We start from the raw sequence: 19,923 nt of genomic DNA, 5'->3' as shown, positions 1-19,923 counted from the left end.
TGCATGACCCGACCCATTCACGAGCGCCTTGACGCGATCGACCACAGCGAAACCACCGGTTTTAACGGTGGACGCTTGGCCGCTACCGTCCTGCTGCTGCGCGACGGCCAAGAAGGGCTCGAGGTTTGGCTCCAGGAACGGGTCTCCACGATGCGCAATTACCCGGGGCACGCAGTGTTTCCGGGCGGGGGAGTAGACCCCCGCGATTTCCCGCCAAGAATGTGGAGTTCCGGCGATCTCTGGGCGGGCCGCTCCGTTATTTCCTTGGCCCGTCGCATGGGCGTTACCAAATACAAGACCCATGCCTTGGTCTTCGCCGCCATCCGAGAACTCTTCGAGGAATCCGGTACCTTGCTCGCCGTTCGCGATGACGGAATCGTCTCCGACGCCTCGCGCTATCACCGCGAACGCGTCATGCTGGAAACTCACGAGATTTCCTTTACCGAATTCCTCATGAACAACGGCATGCGCGCCGACGCCGACATGCTCATGCCGTGGTCTCGGTGGGCGGGCGAAGACTGCGGACAATGGTTCGATACCTTTTTCTTCATCGCCGTTCTACCGGAAGGCCAAGAGCCCGACGGCGATACCACGGAGGCAGACGACGCCGGATGGTTCCCGCCCCGCCTCGTCCTCGACGGGTGGCGCGCCGGGCTTGTCCGCTTGGCTCTTCCCACTTGGGCGCAAATGCTGCGCCTGAGCAATTACTCCACGGTGCGAGAAGCGCTTGACGACGCCTCTTTCTCCGACCTTCGCCCCATCATCGGCGACCCCGAGCACGACCCGCGCTACCGCGAATTCTTCAGCACTCAACCCGTAGACAGAATATGAGTTATACCCTCGCCGAGATCGACTTCTTAGTCCAGCACCAACCGGAGATAGCGGGCCTTGACCTTGAATTCAGCAAGGCTTCCCAATTAGGCGACGTCGCCAAGCTCCAGCAACAATTCGGTGAGCACGCCCGTGCCGTAGCCGAACTCATCAAAGCCCGAAACAGTAAAAAGCTGCCCAGCGACTGGCTTATGGACTCCGATTCCGTGCAGCAGGCCACCCCGCTCGAGGTAGCCAAACATCGTGCCGCTTTCTTGACAAGCCTGGGGGTCGAACTCGTCCACGATGTCACCTGTTCCATCGGTACCGAAGGGGCTGCGTGGGCTCCAGGAAAATATGTAGGCTCTGACCTCGACCGTTCGCGCATCAAGATGGCGCAGCACAACACCCCGCATCCCTTCTTCTGCGCAGACGCTTTGACGCAGAGCTCAACGGCACCCGTTATCATCGCCGATCCAGCGCGCCGAAGCGGCGGCAAACGCATTACCGATCCCGCAAAGCTCCTGCCGCCGTTGCCCGATCTTCTGGCGGCACACGAGTGCGAACTCGCCGTCAAGTGTGCCCCCGGCCTCGACTTTTCAGATTGGCAAGGTTTGGTATCCGTCGCCAGCGTCGACGGCAACGTCAAAGAGGCCTGCCTGTATACACCTGGTCTGGGCGTTGGCCGCAGCGCAGTCATGATCAAAGGTGGAAAGGCTGATGTTCTCTCCAGCACCGACTTCGACGAGGCCGACCTGCCCGAAGCCGGCGACATTGGCACCTACATCATGGACCCAGACGGCGCGGTTGTACGCGCGGGGCTTGTGCGCCACTACGCCAAGCGCGAAGGCCTCCATCAGCTGGACCCGCGCATCGCTTACCTGACAGGGCAACGCATCCCGGCAGGCACGTCCGGATTTGAATTCATCGAGGCGGTGCCAGTCAAGAAACTCAAAGCCGCACTGCAGTCACACGATGCTGGCTCCCTCGAGATACTGGTCCGCGGTCTAGACGTCGACCCCGATCAGCTGCGGAAGAAGCTTAAGCTCAAGGGAAGCCGTTCCATGGCCGTCATCATGACACGCATCGGAACTAAGGGAATCGCGTTGCTGTGCGGACCACGAGTAGTATCGTCCGAGGATAATTACGCAACATAAATCTATCGGAAAGGGAAGTGTCCAATGCCCGCAATCGTGGCTCTGGTCAAACACGTACCGGATACCTGGTCCACCAAGTCCCTCGAGGAAGACCACACCCTCGACCGCACGAGCGTCGACAACGTCATCGACGAGGTCAACGAGTATTCCGTCGAGCAGGCACTGCGCATCAAGGAAGCAAACCCAGACTTCCGCGTCGTCGCAGTGACCATGGGCCCTGCCGGCGCTGACGAAGCTTTGCGCAAGGCCCTCGCGATGGGCGCAGACGACGCAGTACACGTGCTTGACGACGCCCTTTCCGGCGCCGATGCACTCTCTACCGCCTGGACGCTCAACGCGGCCATCAACACCATCGAGGACGTCCAGATCATCACCCTGGGCAACTACTCCTCGGATGCTTCCACCGGCCTGCTGGCTGGCCTGCTCGCTGAGTACCGCCAGCTCCCGGCGATGACCGAGCTGAAGTCCCTGAGCCTCGAGGGCGGCGTCCTGCGCGGTGTGCGCGAGGACGCTCACGGCCACTGGGAGCTGGAGGCAGCCCTGCCAGCCATCGTCACCTTCACCGATAAGGCCGATAAGCCGCGCTTCCCGAACTTCAAGGGACTCATGGCGGCCAAGAAGGCCGAGATCACCACCCTCGACGTGGCCTCCCTTGGCATCGATGCCGTGGCACCAACCACCACGGTGACAGCCGCCGCCCAGCGTCCTGCCCGCACCGCGGGTGAGGTCATCACCGAGCCGAATCCGCAGGAAGCCGCAAAGCAGATTGCCGACTTCCTCGCCGCGAAGAACCTTATCTAGGAGCCGAAATGTCTCACGTATACGTACTTGTAGAGCACGAAGATAACGCCCTTAGCCCTGTTACCGGTGAGCTGATTACCGCAGCGCGTGCGCTGGGTACCGTTTCCGCAGTCGTCGTCGGCAAGCAAGCAGATGCCTTCGATTCCGAGCTGGCAGCCCTGGGCGCCGCACAGATCGTGCAGGCAAGCGCTGAGGACTACGAGCGCCGCATCATCCTGCCCGAGGTCGATGCCCTGCACGCCCTCGCCGCCGCGAACCCAGCCCCAATCGTGCTAGCTGCGACCCCGACCAACAACGAGATTGCCGGCCGCCTTTCCGCGCGTCTGGCTTCCGGCGCCCTCGTCAACGTCGACGAGATTAACGCCGATGGCTCCGCACACCTGACCATCTTCGGCGGTTCCTACGAGACCACTGCTACAGCGTCTGGCGCGAGCCCGATCTACACCCTGCGCCCAGGCGCAATCGCCGCGGATCCGCAGCCGGTAGCCGTCGCTCCGGCGCCGATGCCCCTGCCGGCCGCAACTGCCAAGGACGTCACCGTCACCTCCTTTACCCCACATGAGAAGTCTGCTCGTCCGGAGCTGACTGCCGCGAAGGTAGTTGTCTCTGGTGGCCGCGGCGTCGACGACAACTTCTCCACCATCGTGGAGCCGCTTGCCGACGCCCTCGGCGGTGCCGTCGGTGCCACCCGCGATGCAGTCGATCAGGGCTTCTACGACCCAGCACACCAGGTGGGCCAGACCGGCGTCACGGTTTCCCCGGATTTGTACATCGCGCTTGGCATCTCCGGTGCTATCCAGCACACCTCCGGCATGCAGACCTCCGGCACCATCGTTGTGGTTAACCAGGATCAGGACGAGCCTTTCTTCCAGATCGCTGACCTCGGCGTCGTCGGTGACGTCCATGAGATTTCCCCGGCTTTGGTCGCTGAGCTGGAGTCCCGTAAGTAATGTCGCACTACTTTGACTATGCGGCTACTCAGCCGATGCGCCAGGTGGCCATCGATGCGTGGGTGGCCGCCTCTGGCGCGGTAAACTCCGGCGCGCAGTATGCCTCTGGCCGAAAAGCCCGTTCCGTGCTTGACGACGCCCGCGAGAAAGTCGCGGAAATTCTTGGCTGCGAGCCGATCGAGGTTATCTTCACCTCTTCCGGCACCGAAGCCGACAACATCGCCATCCAAGGCTTGTACCGTCTGGGCACCACCAACCGCGTGGTTTCGACTCCTATCGAGCACCCAGCCGTGCGCGATAGCGTTGCCCAGCTGCCGGATGCACAGGTCGATCTTCTGCCCGTCGATCGTTATTCCCACGTCAGCGACTTCTCCGCGCTAGATACGCCTGCCGACGTTGCCACCTGCATGTGGGCAAACAACGAGACCGGTGCCATCCAGCCAGTTGCCGAGATCGTGCGCCGCGCAACTTTAGTTGGCACCCCCGTTCACATCGACGCAGTGCAGGTCACAGGCAAGCTGCCCATCGACTTCCACGAGCTCGGTGCTACCACGCTCGCGGCGAGCGCCCACAAGTTCGGCGGCCCACGTGGCATCGGCTTGCTGCTTGCAAAACGCAGCCCAGCCCCGCAGCCCATCGCTTTCGGAGGCGGCCAGGAGCGCGGCATCCGCCCGGGCACCGTGGACGTCGCCAGTGCCTCTGCTCTTGCGGCAGCGCTCGAGGAGTCTGTTTCCGAGATCGATTCCGAGACCAAGCGCGTCGGTGCGCTGCGTGACCAACTGCGTGCCGGCATTCTCTCCAGCATCGACAACGTCATCCTCAATTGCGAGGAACCTATGTTGGCTTCGCACCTGCATGTGTCCTTCCCCGGCACCGATGGCGACAGCCTCATCATGTTGCTCGATTCCTTGGGCATCGAGGCCTCGACCGGCAGCGCCTGCCACTCGGGCGTCAACCGCATGTCGCACGTCCTTGAGGCGATGAATGTGTCCGACTCTGATGGAATCGGTTCGCTGCGTTTTACCCTTGGTAGGAACACAACGCCTGCCGACGTCGAGTACGTCCTGGCGCAGCTTCCCGACGTCGTCAAGCGCGCCCGCAGCGTATAAGTACCGACCTCCCAGGTACTTAACAGCCTATTTGGCCAGCGCAGGCCTATGATTTAGGAGTGAATTTCCTCCTTGGCCTGCCGCTGGCCGAACCCGTAAATGGGGCGATATATGCGGTCATCGTGGTTCTTTCCGCGATAGTTGTTGTATGGGCGCGCAAGATTGTGCCTGTTGTTTTGGCTTTGTTTATATCGGTTGGTGCCTGGTATTTCCTCCAGCATTGGGATATCCCTGCTCATGTCTTCGTCGCCTCTGGTATCTGCCTCGCCGCACTGCTGCGTAAGCCGAAACTTTCCGCGACGCTCGCGGGCATCGCATCACTCGTTGCGGTCGTCGGGCTAGTCAACCTCGAGTACCAGACCTATCCCACGGTCGGTTCCCTCGATCCGCGACCGGTGGCCCAAACTATTCCCGCCTCCGAACTAGCCTCGCACGCGGGCAATTCTGCCGGTCTGGTTCATCTCGACTTACCAAGCCAGGGATTCAAAGCCCGCGAAGCTATTGCCTATTTGCCGCCGGCCTATTGGAGCGGAAAGCGCCTGCCGGTGCTCGTATTGCTCCATGGCAATCCCGGTGGCCCAACCCAGTGGTTTGGATCTGGCGAAGCCGCACAGACCGCCGATGAATTTCAGAAGGCAAACGGGGGAGTATCGCCCATCGTCGTAGCAGTTGATGCCACCGGTTCTGAAACCGCCAACCCTGTTTGCGCGGACTCTCAATCCACCAAGGTAATGACCTATCTGACCAAAGACGTTCCAGCCCAGATCAAAAAGCAATTGCGCGTTGACGAAGACCAGTCGCATTGGACGCTCGGCGGCCTTTCCTACGGCGGTACCTGTACTTTGCAGGTCGCCACCAACCATCCCGAGGCCTTCGGAACTTATTTGGACTTCTCCGGTGAGGCGGAGCCGACCATCGGCAAGCATGCCGATACCGTCCAGAAATTCTTTGGCGGAAACGAGCAAGCCTTCCAGGCGCAAAATCCGGCCTTCTTGCTGAAGAAAAATCGCTATCCCGGGCTCAGTGTCGTCTTCTTTGCAGGCGACAAGGACAAGCCCGCGATTGCTGCTCAAAACCAACTTGCTGAGCTCGTTCGCGGGGCAGGCGGAAAGACTTATGTCGGTGCTCTAAGCGGTGGCCACTCCTTCGGGGTGTGGCGCCCAGCACTGCGTCAATCCTTCGCTTTTGCTGCGCGCCGCGGGGGACTTACAGCCGTCCATGACCCATTCCGTGGAATTGAGGACAACGATGTTCATGCTTAAGCGATTTCCCGTAACTTTGCTCTTGATTGTGCTCATGTGGGTTCTCCACTTCGTGGACAATGATTGGGTTGAGGCAACCGGTTTGACCACCGTCACAATTGGCGGATCCGTCGTTGTAACCTTCTTCGCCATTCTTTTCGGTGGCCCTGCCGAGCGGGTCTTGGGCAGCAGGAAATACCTCGTCGTTGGCCTTTTCCTTCAGCTTCTTTCGTTACCGATTGCCTTTTTCATCGCGCGAGGCGTCGAAGTATCGGGCCTGAACCGATGGGGCGACGATCTCCTCAACAGCTACCTCTTTACACCAATCGGCTGGATTTTCGGCTCTGCGATGTATGCCTCCGCGAAGATGCCGCGCCTGTGGAAGCGCCGTTTTCGGGTTATCATCCTCGTTCTTGCGTTCACGAACGTCTTTTATGCCGGCTCGATGGCCGACATCTTGGGACTTACTGCCGCGGTATTCGGCCTCTTTTTAGGCCTGTGGCGTCATCCGCGGGAGACCGCAAAGCCCTCGTTGCGCGAGCGGCGCGTGCTCGTAGCTTTCATCCTCATCGCGGTTGCCATTAGCCCGGTGCTGGTTGCTATCAATCCAATCGCCGAAGGCCCATTTTCCCTTCTCACCGAGCTGATGTGGGGGCCTGCGCTTTCCGACGTCGCGGTTGCGGTTCTCTGCACTCTCGACGAAACGTCCAGGGACTGTATATCCGCGGCTGACGTCGCACGCATGCATGGTGTCGGTCCCTTGCTTGCCAACCTCATGCCGCTGCTTATCCAACTTGTATTGTGTTTCGGGCTCGTGCGTGGCCGCCATGCTGCGTGGGTACTTTCGTGCCTCATCCAAGTTGCTTCCTTGGCCTTCCTGCTCGTTCAGCTGTGGGACCTAGACCAAGACGGTTTCTTCATCTACGGGCTTAACCTATTCGAGGCCCTGTTGCCCTGGTTGTTCTGCCTCGCTGTGCTCATGTACTCTCGCCGGCTCTTCCAAGTTCGTGAAGCGCCGCAGATTATTAAAAAGCACGCGGCCTGGCTGGGTGGGGTATTCCTTATTTGTTCTGCCACCTGGTTGCTTTCTACATTGTTGGTGAAGTCTGCCTTTGTGGGCGGGGCGTCGCTAAGCGCAGCGTTGGCGGAGTGGCCGTTGCGCTTCTTGCCTGTAGTAATAACGCTCGTCTCTCCCCATGAATTGGTGCCGGCAAGTGGATTTGGCTGGTTTGTCTATTCGTGGGTCGGCAACGTGTGGTGGATGTGCGTCATTTGGGCGCTGTGGCGGTGCTTCTCCTCGCCCTCGGACCCGCAACGGGAATCGGACCGCTCGCGGGCACGGGAAATCCTGCAGCGCCGAACTGGCGATCACCTATCCTTCATGACCTTGTGGGAGGGGAACAGATATTTCTTCGCCGGCGATTCCTTCGTGGCATATCGCGCTTCCAATGGCGTTGCTTTGACATTGGGTGGACCGGTTGGCGATGACATCTCTCGCGAGTTCGAGGAGTTCGTCAAATCTCAGGGACTAACTCCTGCGTGGTATTCGGTGGCAAGCGATTTCGCGGTTTCTCATCCTGGATTGAAGCGGCTTCAGGTCGCGGACGAGGCGGTGTTGAGCTGTGAAAACACGGAGTTCAAGGGCAAGAAGTTCCAGAATATCCGCACCGCGCGAAATAAGGCAGCAAAAGAAGGCGTGAGAACCGTGTGGACCACGTGGGATCAACTCGATGTTGCTGTTGCCGCCGCTTTGGTCACGCTAAGCGAAGAATGGGTCGGCGAGAAGGCCCTTCCGGAGATGGGCTTTACTCTGGGAGGTATCGACGAGATGCAGGTTTCAGGTACTCGTCTCCTTTTGGCTCTAGACGATGATGGTCTGGTGCACGGCATGACCAGCTGGCTGCCGGTGCGGCGAGATGGGCAGTTGGTGGGCTACACCCTCGATGTGATGCGCCGTAATGAGCGAGGTTTCAAAGGGGTCATGGAGCTGTTGATTTCTGAGGCGCTCGTTATCGCGGCGGGTGAGGGCTGTGACTGGATTTCGCTTTCGGGCGCTCCGTTGGCAGGGACGACCGAGAATCCTTCGACCTTAGATTCACTGCTGATGAAACTCGGCGAGCAGATGGAACCGCTTTACGGCTTTCGGTCTTTAGCCGCAAGCAAGCGCAAGTTCCAGCCGGAGGAGCACAAGTGGTTCCTGTGTTATGAGGATGAGTTATCCCTCCCAGCGATTGGCCTCGCGGTGGTCCATGCTTACCTTCCGAATCTGAAGGCCACCGAGGCGCTTAAGGCACTTCGTCATTCAAACACTTAGCGTGCGCCTCCCTTCGCCGGGATTCAATGGCTTGGGCAAACGTTTGTACCCAGTTGCGCTTCTTGGGCGCTAGCGGGCCGGTTGGTTCGTCATACTCCCAGCGCCCATCGTCGAAGAGCCAGACGATGTCCCCGGTGAGCGGGTCCATGATGTAGTTGGCTCGGCCATCGGTCTTGATGTTGTGATGGTGCTGGCAGAGGCTCGCGAGATTCGAGCCTGCGGTCGGTCCGCCTTCGGCAAAGTTGATGCGGTGATCCTTCTGGCAGTCCTGCGCGGGTCTGTCGCAGTGTGGCATGCGGCAAGTGCCATCGCGGCCTTCGACGAAAGCGCCGATGGTAGAAGGTGTGGTGTAGCTAGGGCTCTCCGCGGTAGCGGCCTTGGCCATGTCACGTACGACCTTTGGCTCGAAGGAATCTGCGATCTCGGGGGAGACCCAGCCGGCACCCTGGATGAAAGCGGGTGCATTGGGAAAATCCGAGGCGCGGTACATATTCAGGATGACGATGGTCTCGGAGTTAGCCTCTCCACGGATGAGTTTTTCGAGCGCTTCTGCAGGAGTTATCTCCAGTTTCTCGGCGGTGTCCTTTATGCGTTGGTCGAGCTCATAGGCAGTTGCTGGTTCGTATTCGGCGCTAATGGCTTCTTTTCCACCGGGCACAGGGTAAGTGGAGTAAGAGTTGTTGGCTTCTTCCTCGCCCTTTTCAGGATCTACTTCTGGAGCGAGGAGTTTGATGAGGTCATGGATAAAGGTGCGGATGGCACGGCTAGAGGGCAAGACTTCTGCTGGGCTGGTGGGAGTGAAGAACTCACAAAGGGCTTCATCGACGCGTTGGAGAATCTCGGGAGTGGGTGCGCCTAGCTTGTTAAGGGCGGAGTCGATAGTGCACAGGCGTGTCATATCGAGGAAGTAGGAATCGAGCTGCATCGTACGCAGGCGTGGAAGTTCGCGTAGGCGATAGAGCGCGAAGGCGATGTTTTTAATTTTGGTTTTCCCAAGGCCGGTATGTGTGGCCAAACTATGGATAACTAGTTCGATGTCAGAATCGAGATCGGGGAGGTTATTTTCCCATTGTTCGAACTCGAGCTTACGGATGTTGCGGGCTGAGGTTGCTAATGTGCTGGAAGGGTCATTTACAAGGTAATATGCTTCCAATTTTCCATACCCCCGTTGGAATAAACTGCCTTGAAATCTTCATGCCCTCATTATATCCAGCCCACCGAGCCCAATCAACAGAAAATCGAAAATATGTACGACTGATAAGGGACGGAAAAACTGGGCAAAAATAAAAGCAAAGATACGCGTGTTACTAAAGGGGATTGTGTTGTTTCGTCGGTACAGTAGCGCGCATGACTTCATCTAAGGGAATGCGCAAGGCTATCGTCGCCGTTGTTGGTTCTGTGGCGCTTGCTATCGCAGGCACGATGACAGCCGGCGCCTGGACCTCCGGTGCGACCACGGGTATCGATATCGCAAACCATCAGCACCCGGGCGGGGCTCCGATCAACTGGGGCGAAGTAAAGTCCGACGGCCAGTCCTTTGCGTTCGTTAAGGCGACCGAGGGCTCCGACTGGACGAATCCCCACTTCATCACCGACTCGAACGCTGCCGCAGCGAGCGGTCTGAAGGTTGGTGCTTACCACTACGCGCGCCCGGCGTCGTCAGCCACGCGTCAGGCTGCACACTTCGCTGCACAGCTTGCGCTGGTTCCGAATCAAACGCTGCCGCCCGTGCTTGATATTGAGGTTGATGAAGGTCTTTCTTCGGCACAGCTCGAGCAGTGGATCCGTGATTTCACCACGGAGCTGCGCACGCTAACCGGCCGTACCCCGATGATCTATACCTATAAATACTTCTGGATGGGGCAGATGGGGAACACCACGGAGTTCTCCGACATGCCGCTATGGCTCGCGGCCTACCAGGATGAGGCGCCGGATCCAGTCGGTGGCTGGAATAAGATTTCCTTCTGGCAGCGCTCCGGCTCTGGCCGCGTCAACGGCATTACCGGTCCGGTCGATATGAACGTCTTCAACGGCAACGAGGGCCAGCTGGATTCCTTCAGTAACGGCAACTACCTGGACATCGGTGGCATCCTTGAGGGGCTTGTGCTTGGCGACGACGCGCCAGACCTGAGCTCCAACAGCGCACCGCTGATCGGCGCGATCCTCGCATTGGCAGCAGGCATCATTGCGAGCCCGCAGCTTATCGACGCCGCACAGCAGGCTGGCTTGGACGGCAACTCTGCGAGCGTCTTCACGGACTTCGTGAAGCAGCTGACCAAGAATGGTTCCTTGCCGATTGAGGACCTGGTTGGCATGGCCTCCGGTGACTTCACCGTCGGTGACCTTGCAATCCTTCTAGACAACGCCGGCCACGTTGCCACCGCCAACGGCGCCAATCCGAACCAGGTCGAGCAAGCGCAGGACGCGGTTAATCAACTAGCGCAGTAGCACCTTGCGAGAAGTTCGCGGTCCATGCTTCGTCTTTATAGTGTGCAGGGACCGCGCCCGATAACAGTGATTTTGCCAGTTGTGCGGCTTCCACGGAGCCGGCAGCTGGCATTTCGCGATCTGAGGCGAGAAGAACGATGTTGCCGTAACGCCGTCCCTTGAGCATCGGGGGATCCGCGATTACGGCCACGTGCTCGAATACCTCCTTCATTCCGGCCAATTCCGACTTTGCGATTTTGAGATTTCGGTGATCTCCGCAATTGGCAACGTAGAGTCCTCCAGGCGCCAAGGCGCGGTGGACCGATTGAAAGAACTCGCGGGTAGTAAGCGGATGCGGGGTCTTATCGCCAGCGAAGACATCGCGAATAATGACGTCGCGGCTAGCGGGTGCGAAGCCATCGGTGACCGCGCGAGCTTCGCCGGCGCGGATTTTGACGGTGGGGGAACGGGGGACGTCGAAAAGCGTGCGTACTAATTCGCCGAGCTTGGCATCGAGTTCCACTACGGTATGGCGGGACTTGGGCCAAATGCTGGCGAAATAGCGAGGGAGCGAGCAGCCTGCACCACCCAGATGTGTCATGCGGAGGGCATCGGGTGCCACTGGCAGAAGCGTTTCGACTGCGGCGGCAATCCAGCGCATGTATTCAAACTCGAGGATTTCCGGTGCGCCCAACACGATGTGGCTTGAAGGTACTCCATTGACCATAAGTGTGTATCCGCTATCGTGGTACTCGTCCGCCACCACCTCCGCGGTGCCCGTAGAAATTTCGTAGGTGCCAACGAGATCGTCCTTTTTGCGCATGCATTTAAGCTTAATGGGTTGGAAGAGTAAGCTTGGCCGCCGAAGAAAAGGAGTTTAAGTGCGAGTTCTCGTAGCGATGTCAGGCGGAGTCGATTCCTCTGTGGCCGCGGCCCGCGCCGTGGAAGCAGGCCACGATGTGGTGGGAGTGCATTTGGCACTGCATAAAGACGCACAACAAACCCGCGAAAAGGCCAGGGGTTGCTGTTCCTTGGAGGACTCTGCAGACGCGCGTCGCATCTGTGACAAGCTGGGTATTCCTTTCTACGTTTGGGATTTTTCCGAGCAGTTTAAGGAAGAGGTCATCGGGGACTTCGTGGATTCTTATGCCCGCGGCGAGACTCCGAATCCGTGCCTGCGCTGCAACGAGAAGATCAAGTTTCGCGCGCTACTCCAAAAAGGTATGGCGTTGGGCTTCGATGCCGTAGCAACGGGCCATTACGCCACGCTTGACGACGCTGGCTATATGCGCCGTTCCAAGGATGAAAACAAGGATCAGTCCTATGTTTTGGGCGTTATTTCCGCGGAGGAACTAGAGCATTGTTATTTCCCGATCGGCGATACCCCAAAGCCGCAGATTCGCGAGGAAGCGGCGCGGCATGGCTTTTCCACGGCCAAAAAGCCTGACTCCTATGACATCTGCTTTATTCCGGATGGCAATACGCAGGCATTTTTGGGCTCGCGGATCGGGCTGCGTCCGGGCATGGTCGTGGACCAGGAGGGCCAGGAGCTCAAACAACATGACGGTGCATGGAACTACACCATCGGTCAGCGCAAGGGCCTTGACATCAAGGAGCCTACGGCGGATGGTCGCCCGCGCTATGTCACCGACATCGATGCAGCGAGCGGCACTGTGACCGTGGGTTCGCGCGAGGACTTGGCGGTGACGAGGATTCAGGCAGATCGCCTGAAGTATCTGCACCCGGCCATGGACGGCGAGCTGGAATGCGAGGTTCAGGTTCGCGCGCACGGATCGGTTGTTCCCTGCAAGGCGTTTGTGGACCGCGATGGCGACAAGATGACGCTGGAGCTAAAAGAACCGCTCTCCGGTGTGGCACGCGGCCAAGCCGCAGTGCTGTACCTGCCAAGCCCCGATGAGCTGGGGGATATCGTCCTCGGTTCCGGCACCATCTGCGGGACGGCATAGTGACGGGATTTTCGCTGGGTCCGATGCGTGGGGTTTCCATGACGGAGGCCGCCGACATCGTGATGGGCGAGTCTGGACATCTGCCGGCGATTCCGCAGCTTTCCGAGCGCGGGCTTGGTGCGGATGCCGTGGGTTCTACGGCCGCGCTTTTAGAAGCGGTCAACGTTGACCGCGGCCCACGCGCGTGGCAGATGACCCAGCGCCCACAGTTGATGATGCGACGCACATGGGATCTATGGGAGCGTGACTTGGACGCCATCCAAGAGGTATGGGGCGAGTCTGTTCCCGTCTTAAAGTTGCAGGTTTTGGGGCCGTGGAGCTTAGCAGCGGCGGTAGAGCTTGCGAATGGGCACCGCGTGCTTTCCGACGCCGGTGCTACCCGCGATCTGCATGAAGCCCTGCAGATGGGCATCGCGGATCACGTGAAGAAGCTGGTGCGTCGCTTCCACGGTGAGGTGCGGGTGCAGGTGGACGAGCCTTTACTTGGCGACGTCCTCGCCGGCAAGGTTCCCGGTACCACCGACTTTGACGAGATTCGCGCGGTCCCAGCGGAGGTTGCTCGGGAGAAGCTGAAGGAGCTGGGCGCGGATTACCTAGTCGCGGGACCGCATTGGGAAATCGCCGATGCCGCGGAAACATTCGTGACTGACTTCGTTGGGCTCGACACGGCAAAGAACATCGATGGACTTGGCGAGTTCTTAAGCGAAGGCAAGCGAATCGGTTTCGCAATCGCGGGCGTCGATGCGCGGGCAGAAGCCGTGGCTGTGGCCCGGCACTTTGACCGCATGGGAATGCCACGGCAGCTCCTGGTGGATGCGGTGGACGTGGTGCCAAGGGAGGCGTCGGCAAGCACGCTGCGCTCGGCTGTGGAGACGGCGGGCATGTTGGTGCGCGACGCCGGTGATCTATAGCTAGTCGACCCTGCCGAGCTTGTCGGTGGAGTTGAAGAAGCGCTCCATGTAGGGGATGACGAATTGCAGCTCACCGTGGGCGGCGGGCTCGATGAGGTCAGCGTCTATGAGTCTTTGGCGCGTTGCCGAAAGCGAGCGGACCGTGCGGCCTTGGCTTTCTGCAATTTCCGTAATCGTGGCGATGCCATCAACGGAAGCGCTAGACATCGAGTCAAGGAACTGGCGCTGAGCAGGAGGCAGCGAGGACGCGGCGGGCAAGTGCACTTGAGTGCACAGAATGGAAATGGCCTCGTCGGCGATGCTGTCTACGTCTGAAGCTGCAATCTTGGTCTCGTCGCGTGCGTTTGCGCGCTCCCAAGCCAAGGAACCCACCAACTGAACGAGGTATGGGTAGCCCTTCGACAGCTCGACGGCCTTGCTGATGGCCTCCGATGAGAAAATAAGGCCCGAGTCAGCTGCGGTGGCAGTAAAGGCTTCGGCGGCGTTGCCTGCAGAAAGCGGACCTAGAACGAATCTTTGGGCGCGGCGCAGGAAAGTAACGCCTGGGAGATCGAGCAGGCGGTTGACGCCTTGCGGCAATCCAGCGGCGACAAAGGAAATGTCGAGCTCATCGCGCAAGAGATCCTGGTAGGCCACTGCGATAGAAGTGAGATCTTCTACTGAGGCGTCTTGCACTTCGTCGATGCTGAGCAGAATTCCGACCCCGGATAGTTGGGCGAGGAGATCGCGGAGGCGGGTATTCAACGTGGGCTTATAAGGCTCATCCGTGTTGTGCTCCAGGCCGATTGAGCCGACCCCGCCGATTCCGATTCGGTTGATTTTCCGCTTATCTCGGGGCGCGAGTTGCTCGATCAACCGCGGAATGGTGGTCTCGACGAGCTCCTCGACCATGTTGGTGCGCCCAGAAGCCCGAATGCATATCCAGCCTTGTGTTTTCGCAGAATCTTCCAGTTCATTGAGCAGAACCGTCTTCCCGATACCGCGTGCACCGCTGACGATCATCGTGCGAGCGGAGGCGCCGGCTGGGGACTGCAGGGCATTGCGGAATGCATCGAGCACAGCAGTACGGCCCACCCAATAAAGAGGCGGAACTCCGAAGGTTGGGCGAAAAGGATTACTGCGGATGCTCATAGACGGCAAGGCTACCTCAAACAAGGAGATTTGGGAGATTTGGGAGACTTTTTGGCGGCCGGAGATTTGGGAGACTTTCCGTGAAAGGCCACCTTTCCAGCATAAAGTGCCGTCATGGCTACCAAAGCGTACCACCAGAACACGCTGAGATCGGAGTTCCAAGGCAGGGTTCGCCCGAGGAGAGCAACGACAATGCAGGTTATGCAAACGTCGACTATGCGATTTGTGGATACTGTTTTAGTTCTCACGAGGTGCCACGCAATGTTCAGCAGAAGACCGATAATTACTACAAGTGAAAACATCAATCTAGCTCCCCAAAAATAGTGCGTGCGAGTTCTTCAGTGCCCTTCTCAGTGTCGTTTGAGACGAAGGCTACTTTTGAACTCTGCGGATCGATAATGAGCATTGTCGAATATCCGTAAGTGCCTCCGTTGTGCCAGTAACCAGCGGGAACTGGGGCCTCGTTGTCTTGCCAGCCATGCTGGAAGTCGCCATGTTCGATGAGCCAATTGGCGAACAGGCTCATGTCTTTGGGTGTTGACCGAATACCGCCGGCGGCGCCGCTTGCTGGAAATTCCCAGGGTTGAGCCTTTTGTCCGCGACTGGTGTAGCCACGCGGGGCATCGGAAGGAACGCTGCCTGGGGTCATGAGGTAAGTCTCCTGCATTCCAATCGGTGCAAAGATTTTCTCTTGCAGCAGTTGTTCGAAAGGCTTACCGGAAGCCTCTTCCAAGATGAGCCCGAGAAGTCCGTAGCCGAGGTTGGAATAATTCTCTTCGCCGCGACCTGCGAGGTCGGAGGAAGTGGCGGCATCGATGAGTTGCTCTTTAGTTTCTTTCGCGTAGGGGTTGCCTCCTGTGAGCATGGTGGAGATTCCGGTAAAGGGATTAGTTGCAGCGAGTCTTGGTAGCCCAGATGTGTGCTCCATTAGCTCTTCGATGCGCACATCGCTGATAGGGGAATCGCCGGTATCAAGAAACTGACCAACCCTAGCGTCGTATTTGAGGTTGCCTTCAGAGACCTCTTGGCGGATGAGTTCCGCGGTGAACATCTTGGTTACCGAACCGATTTCGACCTCGGTATGTTCGTCGGCACCAAGGCCTGCGAAGGAGGTCTCGCCGTTCGCCAGTGTAAAGGTCGTCAGATTGTGGTGTCCGCGCTGCGCATTGTCACGCAGCTTCTGGGCTAGGTCGGTCGAGCCAGTGGCCTCGGTTGCCAGGGCAATGCGGTGAGGGCCTACCAGGACAAGGCCGGATGCTACGAGAGCAGTGACCAGGAATCCGATTGCGAGTTTGCCAATGGAAAAGTTCATTAGTGCGCCTCCGTCGCGGTGATGATTGTCATGAGGGGGATGACGCGGGTCGGCCGGATTTCGAAGGTGCCGGACTTGGATTTGGCGATCCACCCGGCGCTGCTGAGTTCGTTGAGGTGGTGATATGCGGTTCCTGTGGAGCTAGCCAGCCTCTCCTGTACAAGGTCGCTGGCGCTGGCGGGTGCACACAGGAGGCGACGCAGGATCTCCGCGCGGGTGGGATGTGCGATGGCGGTAAGACGCTTGATGTTTTCTTCCCAAGACTCGTCGGTGACGAATTGGGTGGGGCGCTGCCATTGGTATTTGTACTCGCGATTGCCGATGGTGACGTCGCCGCCAAAGATGACGGAGCCGTCGGGAATGCCGGGCCCTTCTTCGAGGGCCTCGACGAGCCAGTAGCGGGAATCGGATTGTGTTTCTACATGCGTATTGCCTTCAAGAGTGGCGACTCGCTGTTCAAGAGATGCGAGTCGCTGCTCAAGAAGGTTCGAAGAGGTACTGGAATTCATATTTCTAGAATTCCAGAATTGTAAAAAATCTGCAATGTTTAGCTAATCATCGGCCACGCTGTGGAGACGTCGCTTGCGTTCTTACCTTGACCTTCCAGGTATTTCTTGAAGGATTCACGGTCCTTGTACCACTCGACTGCTTGGTACTCCATGAGCTCGTCGGTGCTCATTTGGGACAGCTCGGGGTAACGCTGGCGGACCTGCATCCACGCGATACGAGCTGCGGCAAGGGCGTCGGAAGTTGCTTCGTGCGCGTTTTCGAGGGTGACGCCGTAGTGTGCGGAAACGTCGCCAAGCGTGCGCTTGCCCTTGCGCCACTTGTCCTTGACGCGATCAACTACGAAAGGATCGAAAACAGGGCCGGTGACGGTGAAGTCACCGGTGAGCGCGCGCAGGACGGAGAGATCGTAGGCGGCGTTGTAGACGATGAGGGTGAGGCCATCTTCCCATGCCTGCTTGATGGAGCGGACGGTCTCTTCGAGGACTTCGTCATGCGGTTGGCCCTCGGCGCGGGCCTTCTCAGTGGTGATGCCGTGGACCTTTGCAGCGGCCTCAGGGATTTCAACGCCTGGGTCGGCGAGCATTTCGCGTTTGTCCACTTCACGGCCATCAATACGGACCAATGCGGAGGTGACGATTCGTGCTTCTTTTGGGTTTACGGAGGTGGTTTCGAGGTCGAAGGAGAGCATGCGGCTGGCGTCGAAGTTCATGTGGAACACTCTAGCGCTTCGGCCAGACATGGAGTCTGGCTAGACTGTTTCACTGTGACTAATCCAGTAGATATCCAACGCGAATGGTCCGAACTAGCGCAGGAAGTGCGCAAGCACCGGGAGCTTTATTACAACGGTGAGCCCGCGATTCCAGATGCAGATTTCGACAAGCTTTTCCAAAAGCTTCTGCAGCTAGAGGCAGAGCATCCGGAGTTGGCGGTTCCGGATTCTCCGACCCAGCAGGTCGGCGCGACCCCAGCCGAGGGCGTGGATATTGAGCACCTGGAGCGCCTCTACAGCTTGGACAATGTCTTCGATGAGGCAGAGATGCAGGATTGGCTGGATAGGACTCCGGCGAAGTCCTATCTGACTGAGCTGAAGATTGACGGACTTTCCATTGATTTGGTTTACCGCGGCGGCAAGCTTGTTACGGCTGCAACGCGTGGCGACGGCCGCATTGGCGAGGATATCACTGCGAATGCGCGGGTTATTCCGGATATCCCGCATGAACTCAGCGGCAGCGATGAATATCCCGTTCCGGAGCTGGTGGAAATCCGCGGCGAGGTGTACATGCGCCCTGACGAGTTTGCGGAGATTAACGCGGCACGCCGCGAAGACGGCAGGCCGACCTTTGCTAATCCGCGCAATGCGGCAGCGGGCGGATTGCGCATGAAGGATCCGAATGAGGTGAAGAAGCGTCGCCTGCACATGGTCTGCCATGGCATCGGTGCCCGTGAGGGTTTCGAGCCGACCTCCCAGCATGATGCGTACAAGGCGCTGGAGGCCTGGGGTTTACCGGTTTTGCCATATACAAAGAAGGTTAGCTCGGCTGCAGCCGTGCAAAAGGAAGTGAAGTATTGGGCGGAGCATCGTCATGATGCTTACTTCGAGATGGATGGTCTCGTGGTCAAGGTCGATGACTTGGCTTCACAAAGGGCGCTGGGCGCGACGTCGCGTGCGCCGCGCTGGGCCATCGCGTACAAGTACCCTCCGGAGGAAGTGACCACGAAGCTACTGGACATCGAGGTCGGTGTGGGACGTACCGGCAGGATAACGCCGTTTGCAGTGATGGAACCGGTATTCGTTTCTGGTTCGACGGTGTCGAAGGCGACCCTCCACAACCAGTTCGAGGTCAAGAACAAGGGCGTGATGATTGGCGATACCATCGTCATCCGCAAGGCCGGTGAAATCATTCCTGAGGTGCTGGGGCCCGTTCTTGAACTGCGCGACGATAGCGTGCATGAGTGGGTGTTCCCGGAAAACTGCCCATCCTGTGGCACGAAGTTGGCACCGCAAAAAGATGGCGATCAAGACTGGCGTTGTCCCAATACGCGCAGCTGCCCGGCGCAGCTTTCCGCCCGCCTGGAGTATTTGGCTTCCCGCAAAGGCATGGACATTGAGGCCTTGGGTGAGAAGGCCGCCATTGACCTCATCGAGTCGGGCGTGCTTGTCGACGAAGCGGAACTCTTCGATTTGGATGAGGAAAAGCTGCTGCAGTCTTCTGCCTATACGACCAAAGCGGGCAAGCTCAACGCGCAAGGCAAGAAGCTGCTGAAGAACTTGGAAAGCGCGCGGCAGACTGACTTTTGGCGCGTGCTGGTGAGCCTTTCGATCCGCCACGTTGGCCCGATTGCCGCGCGTGCATTGGTGACGCGTTTCGGTTCGATGGAGGCGCTGCGCGCGGCGTCGGAAAGCGAGCTGGCGGACACCGACGGTGTGGGCGGGATTATCGCGGCGTCGTTTAAGGCGTGGTTCGAAATCGACTGGCACCGCAACATCGTGGAAAAGTGGGCGAATGCTGGCGTGACTATGGAAGATACGGTCACCGAAAAACTAGAGCAGACGCTCGAGGGGCTTACCATCGTCGTGACCGGCACCCTGGAGGACTTCTCCCGCGACTCGGCCAAGGAGGCCATCATCGCAAGGGGAGGAAAGGCTTCTGGCTCGGTGTCGAAGAAGACCGATTACGTCGTGGTTGGTGAGAATGCCGGCTCGAAGGAGGCGAAGGCACGCGATCTGGGCCTGACCATCTTGGATGAGGAGGGCTTTAAGGCGCTGCTGGAAGCTGGGGCGTAAACCACTTTACGTTTTGTAAGGTGGTTGCTACTCTGATGAATATCAGGTTAGGAGTAGTGAAGAAGCACGTCATGACACAGCGTTTTAGTGGTAGGAAACTGGGTCTTCCAAGTGGCCTGAGCGAAGCTGAGGGGTGGGGCTTCGTGAAGATTGGGTTAGCGACCGCAATTTTCCTAGTGGTGAATTTTCTTATAGACACGCAGGGGTGGGGAGCCTTAGTGCGTGTGATTTTGCTGTTTATATGGCTCGCTTGGGTGTGGCGCTTTCGCGATGAGCAAACCAAGAACCGTCGTGTTCACCCTCGGGGATTCGGGCGCATCTACGCATTGAGTGCAATCCCTCCGCTAGCGTTAGCCGTTTTCGGGGGTTGGCTGTGGAATGCAGAGACAAACGATCTGGCTGATGCGGTTGTAGTCGTGATTGCCAGTGCTTTGTCCGTAGCTCCAATCACGCTTTTGGGTCTATGGTTTGTAAACCAGGCTCGTAAAAACGCATAGG

Annotated in this window: 18 protein-coding genes; 12 read left to right on the top strand and 6 right to left on the bottom strand. The window is 58.6% G+C overall.

Annotation, left to right across the window (positions count from 1 at the left end; genetic code table 11):
* The first annotated feature begins 3 nt into the window (after positions 1-3).
* Genes HMPREF2888_RS08870 through HMPREF2888_RS08840 form a run of 7 tightly spaced genes read left to right on the top strand, consistent with a single transcriptional unit; the run spans position 4 to position 8,382 of the window.
* On the top strand, positions 4-831 hold the full coding sequence (locus tag HMPREF2888_RS08870; RefSeq protein WP_061922022.1) for an NUDIX hydrolase: 828 nt from the start codon (positions 4-6) through the stop codon (positions 829-831).
* The gene (locus tag HMPREF2888_RS08865; RefSeq protein WP_061922025.1) at positions 828-1,967 is read left to right on the top strand and encodes a THUMP-like domain-containing protein; all 1,140 of its coding nucleotides are present in this window, start codon (positions 828-830) and stop codon (positions 1,965-1,967) included. The genes HMPREF2888_RS08870 and HMPREF2888_RS08865 overlap by 4 nt, the downstream gene beginning before the upstream one ends.
* A gap of 24 nt (positions 1,968-1,991) precedes the next feature.
* Positions 1,992-2,768: an electron transfer flavoprotein subunit beta/FixA family protein gene (locus HMPREF2888_RS08860; RefSeq protein ID WP_061922028.1), complete on the top strand. Its 777-nt coding sequence runs from the start codon at positions 1,992-1,994 to the stop codon at positions 2,766-2,768.
* A gap of 8 nt (positions 2,769-2,776) precedes the next feature.
* Positions 2,777-3,718 (top strand): electron transfer flavoprotein subunit alpha/FixB family protein, encoded by a 942-nt coding sequence (locus tag HMPREF2888_RS08855; protein WP_061922031.1) that lies wholly within the window; start codon positions 2,777-2,779, stop codon positions 3,716-3,718.
* Positions 3,718-4,827, top strand: a complete 1,110-nt coding sequence (locus HMPREF2888_RS08850) for a cysteine desulfurase family protein (protein WP_061922034.1) — start codon at positions 3,718-3,720, stop codon at positions 4,825-4,827. Before HMPREF2888_RS08855 ends, HMPREF2888_RS08850 begins: the two co-directional genes overlap by 1 nt.
* A gap of 59 nt (positions 4,828-4,886) precedes the next feature.
* Positions 4,887-6,089, top strand: a complete 1,203-nt coding sequence (locus HMPREF2888_RS08845) for an alpha/beta hydrolase (RefSeq protein ID WP_061922037.1) — start codon at positions 4,887-4,889, stop codon at positions 6,087-6,089.
* On the top strand, positions 6,082-8,382 hold the full coding sequence (locus HMPREF2888_RS08840) for a bifunctional lysylphosphatidylglycerol flippase/synthetase MprF (RefSeq protein WP_235591035.1): 2,301 nt from the start codon (positions 6,082-6,084) through the stop codon (positions 8,380-8,382). Before HMPREF2888_RS08845 ends, HMPREF2888_RS08840 begins: the two co-directional genes overlap by 8 nt.
* On the opposite strand, the gene HMPREF2888_RS08835 is transcribed toward HMPREF2888_RS08840, so the two are convergent.
* A complete protein-coding gene (locus tag HMPREF2888_RS08835) occupies positions 8,354-9,535 on the bottom strand; it encodes an HNH endonuclease signature motif containing protein (protein WP_061922044.1) in 1,182 nt (393 codons plus the stop codon). The genes HMPREF2888_RS08840 and HMPREF2888_RS08835 overlap by 29 nt on opposite strands.
* A gap of 194 nt (positions 9,536-9,729) precedes the next feature.
* On the opposite strand from HMPREF2888_RS08835, the gene HMPREF2888_RS08830 reads away from it, so the two are divergent.
* Positions 9,730-10,830: a glycoside hydrolase family 25 protein gene (locus HMPREF2888_RS08830; protein WP_061922047.1), complete on the top strand. Its 1,101-nt coding sequence runs from the start codon at positions 9,730-9,732 to the stop codon at positions 10,828-10,830.
* Here HMPREF2888_RS08830 and HMPREF2888_RS08825 read toward each other — a convergent pair.
* A complete protein-coding gene (locus HMPREF2888_RS08825; protein WP_061922051.1) occupies positions 10,811-11,632 on the bottom strand; it encodes a spermidine synthase in 822 nt (273 codons plus the stop codon). The two genes, HMPREF2888_RS08830 and HMPREF2888_RS08825, sit on opposite strands and share 20 nt — an antisense overlap.
* A 58-nt stretch (positions 11,633-11,690) precedes the next feature.
* Here HMPREF2888_RS08825 and mnmA point away from each other — a divergent pair, with 58 nt between their 5' ends.
* Positions 11,691-12,776, top strand: a complete 1,086-nt coding sequence (gene mnmA / locus HMPREF2888_RS08820; protein ID WP_061922052.1) for a tRNA 2-thiouridine(34) synthase MnmA — start codon at positions 11,691-11,693, stop codon at positions 12,774-12,776.
* Positions 12,776-13,687 carry a uroporphyrinogen decarboxylase/cobalamine-independent methonine synthase family protein gene (locus HMPREF2888_RS08815; RefSeq protein ID WP_061922054.1) on the top strand — a complete coding sequence of 304 codons (912 nt, stop codon included), beginning with the start codon at positions 12,776-12,778 and terminating at the stop codon, positions 13,685-13,687. Before mnmA ends, HMPREF2888_RS08815 begins: the two co-directional genes overlap by 1 nt.
* On the opposite strand, the gene HMPREF2888_RS08810 is transcribed toward HMPREF2888_RS08815, so the two are convergent.
* The 4 genes from HMPREF2888_RS08810 to HMPREF2888_RS08795 all read right to left on the bottom strand — a co-directional run bounded on the left by HMPREF2888_RS08810 (position 13,688) and on the right by HMPREF2888_RS08795 (position 17,349).
* Complete coding sequence (locus tag HMPREF2888_RS08810) at positions 13,688-14,818, bottom strand: ATP-binding protein (protein ID WP_061922056.1); 1,131 nt, start codon at positions 14,816-14,818, stop codon at positions 13,688-13,690.
* A 301-nt stretch (positions 14,819-15,119) separates the two neighbouring features.
* Positions 15,120-16,130 carry a serine hydrolase domain-containing protein gene (locus HMPREF2888_RS08805; RefSeq protein ID WP_141744852.1) on the bottom strand — a complete coding sequence of 337 codons (1,011 nt, stop codon included), beginning with the start codon at positions 16,128-16,130 and terminating at the stop codon, positions 15,120-15,122.
* Positions 16,130-16,639, bottom strand: coding sequence for an ArsR/SmtB family transcription factor (locus HMPREF2888_RS08800; RefSeq protein WP_061922059.1), 510 nt, complete (start codon positions 16,637-16,639; stop codon positions 16,130-16,132). Before HMPREF2888_RS08800 ends, HMPREF2888_RS08805 begins: the two co-directional genes overlap by 1 nt.
* A 38-nt stretch (positions 16,640-16,677) precedes the next feature.
* A complete protein-coding gene (locus HMPREF2888_RS08795) occupies positions 16,678-17,349 on the bottom strand; it encodes a 3'-5' exonuclease (RefSeq protein WP_061922062.1) in 672 nt (223 codons plus the stop codon).
* 54 nt (positions 17,350-17,403) lie between these two features.
* Here HMPREF2888_RS08795 and ligA point away from each other — a divergent pair, with 54 nt between their 5' ends.
* Positions 17,404-19,425, top strand: coding sequence for an NAD-dependent DNA ligase LigA (gene ligA / locus HMPREF2888_RS08790; protein WP_070518649.1), 2,022 nt, complete (start codon positions 17,404-17,406; stop codon positions 19,423-19,425).
* Positions 19,426-19,481: 56 nt separating this feature from the next.
* Positions 19,482-19,922 (top strand): hypothetical protein, encoded by a 441-nt coding sequence (locus tag HMPREF2888_RS08785; RefSeq protein ID WP_141744851.1) that lies wholly within the window; start codon positions 19,482-19,484, stop codon positions 19,920-19,922.
* The last annotated feature ends 1 nt before the right edge of the window (position 19,923 follow it).

This window comes from Corynebacterium sp. HMSC077D03, assembly GCF_001808545.1.
Classification (GTDB): Bacteria; Actinomycetota; Actinomycetes; order Mycobacteriales; family Mycobacteriaceae; genus Corynebacterium; species Corynebacterium simulans.
This window is presented reverse-complemented; position numbering and strand designations above follow the sequence as displayed.

Bases quoted from the DNA above. Each gene is read 5' to 3' on its own strand.
- HMPREF2888_RS08865 (WP_061922025.1), top strand. From the start codon at position 828: ATGAGTTATACCCTCGCCGAGATCGACTTCTTAGTCCAGCACCAACCG.
- HMPREF2888_RS08850 (WP_061922034.1), top strand. From the start codon at position 3,718: ATGTCGCACTACTTTGACTATGCGGCTACTCAGCCGATGCGCCAGGTG.
- HMPREF2888_RS08870 (WP_061922022.1), top strand. From the start codon at position 4: ATGACCCGACCCATTCACGAGCGCCTTGACGCGATCGACCACAGCGAA.
- HMPREF2888_RS08840 (WP_235591035.1), top strand. From the start codon at position 6,082: ATGCTTAAGCGATTTCCCGTAACTTTGCTCTTGATTGTGCTCATGTGG.
- HMPREF2888_RS08860 (WP_061922028.1), top strand. From the start codon at position 1,992: ATGCCCGCAATCGTGGCTCTGGTCAAACACGTACCGGATACCTGGTCC.
- HMPREF2888_RS08800 (WP_061922059.1), bottom strand. From the start codon at position 16,639: ATGAATTCCAGTACCTCTTCGAACCTTCTTGAGCAGCGACTCGCATCT.
- HMPREF2888_RS08810 (WP_061922056.1), bottom strand. From the start codon at position 14,818: ATGAGCATCCGCAGTAATCCTTTTCGCCCAACCTTCGGAGTTCCGCCT.
- HMPREF2888_RS08795 (WP_061922062.1), bottom strand. From the start codon at position 17,349: ATGAACTTCGACGCCAGCCGCATGCTCTCCTTCGACCTCGAAACCACC.
- HMPREF2888_RS08805 (WP_141744852.1), bottom strand. From the start codon at position 16,130: ATGAACTTTTCCATTGGCAAACTCGCAATCGGATTCCTGGTCACTGCT.
- HMPREF2888_RS08830 (WP_061922047.1), top strand. From the start codon at position 9,730: ATGACTTCATCTAAGGGAATGCGCAAGGCTATCGTCGCCGTTGTTGGT.
- HMPREF2888_RS08855 (WP_061922031.1), top strand. From the start codon at position 2,777: ATGTCTCACGTATACGTACTTGTAGAGCACGAAGATAACGCCCTTAGC.
- HMPREF2888_RS08825 (WP_061922051.1), bottom strand. From the start codon at position 11,632: ATGCGCAAAAAGGACGATCTCGTTGGCACCTACGAAATTTCTACGGGC.